This is a genomic window from Candidatus Neomarinimicrobiota bacterium (assembly GCA_041862535.1).
In the GTDB taxonomy this organism is placed as follows: Bacteria; Fidelibacterota; Marinisomatia; order SCGC-AAA003-L08; family TS1B11.
On the sequence record JBGVTM010000373.1, the window covers coordinates 1 to 2,438 of the forward strand.

The 2,438-nt window shown below is 61.2% G+C and carries 4 protein-coding genes and 1 pseudogene; 3 read left to right on the forward strand and 2 right to left on the reverse strand.

The genetic code is table 11. The features are described from left to right. The first annotated feature begins 1 nt into the window (after position 1). The 3 genes and pseudogenes from ACETWG_13490 to ACETWG_13500 all read left to right on the forward strand — a co-directional run bounded on the left by ACETWG_13490 (position 2) and on the right by ACETWG_13500 (position 862). Positions 2-154 carry a type II toxin-antitoxin system HicB family antitoxin gene (locus tag ACETWG_13490; protein ID MFB0517597.1) on the forward strand — a complete coding sequence of 51 codons (153 nt, stop codon included), beginning with the start codon at positions 2-4 and terminating at the stop codon, positions 152-154. Next, positions 151-326, forward strand: a pseudogene (locus ACETWG_13495) (addiction module toxin, HicA family). Before ACETWG_13490 ends, ACETWG_13495 begins: the two are co-directional and overlap by 4 nt. Positions 327-481: 155 nt before the next feature. Continuing rightward, positions 482-862, forward strand: coding sequence for an antibiotic biosynthesis monooxygenase (locus tag ACETWG_13500; protein ID MFB0517598.1), 381 nt, complete (start codon positions 482-484; stop codon positions 860-862). Between the two features lie 76 nt (positions 863-938). On the opposite strand, the gene miaA is transcribed toward ACETWG_13500, so the two are convergent. Together miaA and ACETWG_13510 are read right to left on the reverse strand one after the other, a co-directional pair. Then, the gene (gene miaA, locus ACETWG_13505) at positions 939-1,886 is read right to left on the reverse strand and encodes a tRNA (adenosine(37)-N6)-dimethylallyltransferase MiaA (protein ID MFB0517599.1); all 948 of its coding nucleotides are present in this window, start codon (positions 1,884-1,886) and stop codon (positions 939-941) included. A 6-nt stretch (positions 1,887-1,892) separates the two neighbouring features. Then, the coding region (locus ACETWG_13510; protein ID MFB0517600.1) for a DNA mismatch repair protein MutL at positions 1,893-2,438 on the reverse strand (546 nt) is incomplete at its 5' end.

The window sequence follows — 2,438 nt, forward strand, 5'->3', positions numbered from 1 at the left end:
AATGTGGCTGGGGTATCTGGAAGAATACCCTGACTACTGGACTCAAGGTGAAACGATAGAAGAACTGGAAGAAAATCTAAGAGATATCTACCAGGAACTTACCAGCGGAAGTATCCCTTACGTCCGGAGGGTTGCCGAACTGGAAGTGGCATGAAACGAAGAGAGTTGATACAGGAGTTAGAGAGGTCATATTAATTCGTCATGGGGCAAAGCACGACTGGTATCATAATCCAAGGACGAAAGTATCTCAGACTGTTCCTCGTCACAGGGAGATTAGGGAGCATCTAGCGAGACATATCATCAAAATGTTAAGTGATGAAACCTAGCCAGTCCGCCAGCTGGCGGACAGCAGGCAGATACTATAGCGAGCAGGTTACCCTGCGCATCCGCCGCTGAACCGCAGCGCCATTCAGCGGAAAGTCGGAGGGCGCCCGAGGAACACCGGCTATCGGGAGCCGGTTGACAGAGAAGCCGGTCCAGCATGGTCGAAATTGTCCGGGAGTTTGTCGTCAGGGAGGAGGCCCGGGGCCGGTTCGAGCTGGCGTACGGCCCCGGCGGCGAGTGGAGCAAGCTGTTCGCCCGCTGCCCGGGCTTCCGCGGCACCACCGTGCTGCGCGACACGGAGAACCCACGGCGGTATCTGACAATCGACTTGTGGGAGACAGCGGCCCAGCGGGGGCAGGTGCTGGCCGAACGCCAGGCCGAGTATGCTAACCTGGACGCCGCCTTTGCTGACTGGACCGAGTCTATGGCCGAGGTGGGTACCTTCAGAGTGCTGGCCGCGGCGACGGTGCACCCCCGTGGCAGAGCAGGGCGAACCAAAGCTGGAGAGTCACGTCGAATGAGCCGCCGAGCGGCTTAGTCAAGGCCGTTGAGCGCCCTCCCGCATCCGAAGGGACCTAATCGTGGGCGGGACGACGGATTCACCCAACGCCCCATCACGCGCCAGTGGCGTCCGTGGGCGTAACCCATTTGACCGGTTCCCGGCGGAACCAGATGACCTGTCGGCGAGCGAACCGCCGGGTCCGCTGCTGAATAATGGGAATGGCCTCATCCATAGCAAGTTCATCCTGCACTACCTGCACTAATTCCCGGTAGCCCACGCCCTGCATGGGGTGGGCTTCGGGTGAGACGTCCGCCGCCAGCAACTGCCGCACCTCCGCCAGCCAGCCCCGGTCAATCATCTCCTGCACCCGCCGGTTGATGCGGCTGTAAAGCTCCCCCCTCGGACGCTCCAGGCCGACCAGCTCGAAAGTCACTTCGCCGGCGCCCTCCACGGTGATGGTAGGAGTCTCCGCGTACCCCCCTTCCCCTTTGCGCCAGGCCTGCACGCGGCTGGGAGGCTGGCCGGTGGAATGGAGGATTTCCAGGGCACGCGTCAGGCGCCGGACGTTGTGGTGATGGAAGGTGGCGGCGTAGTCGGGATCAATCTCGGCGAAGGCGGCGTAAACCGCCTCGGCTCCCTCGTACTCGATACGGGCCTGGATCTTCCGGCGCAGCTGCGGGTCAGAGTCGCCCAGGGAGGCGAGTCCCAGCCGGATCGCCCGCACATACAAACCCGTCCCGCCGCAGAGGATCGGTTCCTTGCCTCGCGCCTTAATGTCAGCTATGCGCTCGTATACCAAACCGGCGTAACGCCCGGCTGTAATCTTCTCGGATGGATCAAGGAAATTGACCAGGTGATGGGGCACCTGGGCCTGTTCTTCAGGGGTCGGCTGGCCGGTGCCAATGACAAATCCCCGGTAGATCTGGCGCGAGTCAACGGAGATAATTTCCCCGTCCAGTTCCAGGGCTCGCTCAAGGGCGTAGGCCGTCTTCCCGGATGCCGTAGGCCCAACGACGGTGAGGATATTCATCACTGACCGGCAGGGAGTACGGAGGTCCACTCCCTTTCAGATCCGCTCGAAGCGTTTGTCCAGGTCCGCAATGGGCAGATGCACGATAATCGGCCGGCCGTGAGGGCAGTAGTAAGGATTCTCCGTAGCGAAAAGCCGGTCCACCAGGGTGGTCATTTCTTCCAGCGTAAGGGGATCGCCCGCCTTGATGGCTGCGTTGCAGGCGTAGGTGGCCGCTAACTGGTCGAGGAAGTCTGCGCCGCTCTGGCCCTCGTGATAACGGTCCAGGATATCCCGCAGGATATCCCGCTCCCGCCCCCAGACTACATCGCTCGGAACACCGTCCACCACCACCGTATTCCGGCCGAACTCCCGGATCCGAAAGCCCAATCGTTCCAGATTGGGAATGAGGTCCACCAGCCGGGTATACTCATCGGGGGCGAATTCTATCGCCTGGGGGAACAGTACTGTCTGGGACGCCAGGGCCTGACCGGCAAAGGCCTTTTGCGCTTCCTCAAACAGGACCCGTTCGTGGGCCACATGTTGATCGATCACGACCAGTCCCGTCGCCACCTGGCTGAGGATATACTTGTTATGCACCTG